This is a genomic window from Nostoc sp. (assembly GCF_036919495.1).
In the GTDB taxonomy this organism is placed as follows: Bacteria; Cyanobacteriota; Cyanobacteriia; order Cyanobacteriales; family Nostocaceae; genus Nostoc.
Genome location: NZ_JBALBZ010000090.1, coordinates 1 through 2,809 on the forward strand (window position 1 = coordinate 1; position 2,809 = coordinate 2,809).

General features: G+C 38.7%; 3 protein-coding genes. 2 read left to right on the plus strand and 1 reads right to left on the minus strand.

Translation table 11 applies throughout. The features are described from left to right. Nucleotides 1–715 (plus strand): CAAD domain-containing protein (locus V7K25_RS13600; RefSeq protein ID WP_335158694.1); only part of this gene is annotated, 715 nt, incomplete at its 5' end. A gap of 670 nt (nucleotides 716–1,385) precedes the next feature. Continuing rightward, nucleotides 1,386–1,997 (plus strand): PEP-CTERM sorting domain-containing protein, encoded by a 612-nt coding sequence (locus V7K25_RS13605; RefSeq protein WP_335158696.1) that lies wholly within the window; start codon nucleotides 1,386–1,388, stop codon nucleotides 1,995–1,997. 193 nt (nucleotides 1,998–2,190) lie between these two features. Here the strand turns inward: V7K25_RS13605 and V7K25_RS13610 are convergent, their stop codons facing one another. Continuing rightward, nucleotides 2,191–2,751 (minus strand): 2OG-Fe(II) oxygenase family protein, encoded by a 561-nt coding sequence (locus tag V7K25_RS13610; protein ID WP_335158698.1) that lies wholly within the window; start codon nucleotides 2,749–2,751, stop codon nucleotides 2,191–2,193. Between the last annotated feature and the right edge of the window lie 58 nt (nucleotides 2,752–2,809).

Sequence of the window (2,809 nt, forward strand, 5' to 3'; positions counted from 1 at the left end):
TTTTGAAGGTGCGGTGAATATGGCACGCGATATGTATAATGCCATTTACTCCCCTCTGATGAAGTTGGCTAAGGATGATATCCGTGGTGAGCAAATGAAAACTATTATCGCTGAAGAAAATAGTAAACTTGGGGAGAGTGAAGTAGAACAATCCAAATCTTTTGATATTACATCAACCGAACCTATCGCAGTACTTGAAAGTTCAAAAATTGATACTCAACCATTTCTACTATCTGCTGATAAACCATTGCATCGGGAGAGCGAAATAGAACAATCCAAATCTTTTGATATTACATCAACTGAACCGATGCCTACGGCAGTAAACTACGCAGGATTTGAAAGTTCAAAGATTGATACTCAACCATTGCTAATACCTAATAATCAACTCTTACCTCAATGGCAGCAAGTTGGTGGTAAATTCTCTACATTTTTGGAGAAATTGCCTAAATACTTAGGTAGTTTTTCCACTGAGTACCAAATGCCAATTATTTGTTTTGCTACAATTATTACAGCGACTATTGCAGTTAAGATAATTCTAGCTGTATTAGATGTAATCAATGAAATTCCCCAGTTAAATCTAGTTTTTGAGTTGACTGGAATTGGTTACTTAATCTGGTTTGTTTTCCGATATCTATTTAAAGCTTCTACTCGACAAGAATTAGCTGCACAAATTAATTTTATCCAAAAAGAAATTGTCGAGGGACAAGATTCATAAACTATTATGCCTCCACATTTGCTTTCTTTCATCGTGAAAGAAGGCAAAAAGCAAACAAACACATCCCTGCGCTATGCAAGAAGTTGCTCGGATTTTGAGATCAAATAGCTATGTTGCTTAGTCGTAGCCCGTCGTAGACATTGCGATCGCTTCTCTACGAACGCGAATAGCGTGTCGAAGACAGAGGCTGTACCCTAAGCATAGCTATGCCACAAGGTTTACGGCTTCTGCATAGTTGGCTTTTGAGCAGGGGTATGCTCGCCGTAGGCATCGTAAAAGCACCACAGTCGTAGTTACTCATGAAGTCTTGTCATCCGTGTAAGTCGTGCGAAATAAAAAAACTTTTTACTTAAAGTTTTCATAAAGTCAGCGTTTAATTACGTAGTTGAATTGATTTTTTCCAACCAAGTTGGTATGATAGCTTCAATCAAAAATACAAATTCGTATAAAAAAATATGCCATAAATACTGTTGAATAATTCATAAAGTTTAAATGCTCAGATTAAGGACTATTCAAGCATTATTAGTGAGGAAGTCGAGACATTTGCCAGCAATCCTATCTATGCGATCGCCATACATCAGGTGTCACTCACAATGGAGAATCTGCTTGATAAGTTTCTCGTCCTCAACATTTTTGAAACAAGCTATTAGTAAATCCAAGGAGATAAATTATGTTAGAAAAAAAGTTTTTTCAAAACCCATTAATGGTTATTTTGGGGTTAGCATTAGCTACTGTTTCTACCGCTCAACCCTCCAAAGCTGCTATCTTTACTTATGAGGGAGATACAACAAATGAACCGATTTGGCGGCGTGTAGCACCAGGGAATCCTCCCACTCTTATCAGTGGTGAAAAAGATGGGAATTTGGGAATGAGTGTACCTTACAGTGTATTTGATTTTACGGTCGATCAATCAGGTTTATATAATATAAGTGGTGAATCTGAGCCTACGCCACCTGCAAATAGAAAATGGGATATTTTCTTAGCTTTATATCAGGACAGTTTCAATCCTACTGAACAATTAACCAATGTTCTTATAGCAAATACTACTACTAATGGTAGCACTGTTACTTTCAACCAAGAACTCCTTACAGGACAGAAATACTTTTTAGTTACGACCGGTCGTCGAGTGAATGATTTTGGCCAGTTTAGCAACACAATCAGTGGTTCGGGTCAAATTACACCAATTCCTGAATCAAATTCGATACCTGCCATGTTAGTCACGGGTGGTATAACTTTACTACTGTATAAGCGAAAAGTAGGTTTAAAAATATCGCATTTCTAAATCGTTTGTAAGCATATCTGCAACTTATTCACAAGTTGCAGATATGCTTACAAAGTAGGTATGCTATAGTTGCACTCATATAATCAGAATAATCTGTACTCTGCTAACTGCCTTTTATATTCTTAGTTAACTACTTGTTTCCAGAAAATAGAGGCGATCGCCTTTTGTGTAGGGATTGGATTTTTACTATCGACTAAGCACCTGCATTGAGATTGTGAAAAAAAGCAATCCTGAGAGCCAATCGGCACTGTAGTGCAGTCGAGGCTACTGGAGTTACCATGTGCCAGGAATTATCTGAGCGCACAATCACGGCCGAAAACTGGTTCAGTGGTGCAATATCTTGGAAGACAGATTCTGGTTTTTCGTCAAGGAGAATTCGCAAACAACCACCCCAGTCCATAGGCCATTGTTCATTGAAAAATAGCAAATGAGTCAAAGCTTTTGATGGTTCATCAGTATGAGGGCGATGACAGTGACCTAGATTATATCGACGAAACCCAATCACCATTGCACAGTCTTTCAATTCCACCCCAGACATCTGTGTTAAGGCTTGGCGGTAAGCAGGTGTCCACAGTTCTTCTATCATTTGTCGCCAAAGACTGCTGAGATTACCAAGATTAGAAGATAATCTTCCTTGTGCAATGCGATCGCGCCAACGATCTGACAACTCAGGGCTGGCGCGATCACTAAACTTGTACATCAAAGCAATATCCTCATTACTAGCAGGTTGTCGGAGAACCGCATTTAGTGACACAGTAAGATACCAATGCATCTCAATTCATGCCAAGAACTTTCAAAACGGTTGACTACGA

What these genes read in the sequence shown, in the direction of transcription:
- V7K25_RS13605 (WP_335158696.1), top strand. Translation starts at nt 1,386, where the DNA reads ATGTTAGAAAAAAAGTTTTTTCAAAACCCATTAATGGTTATTTTGGGG.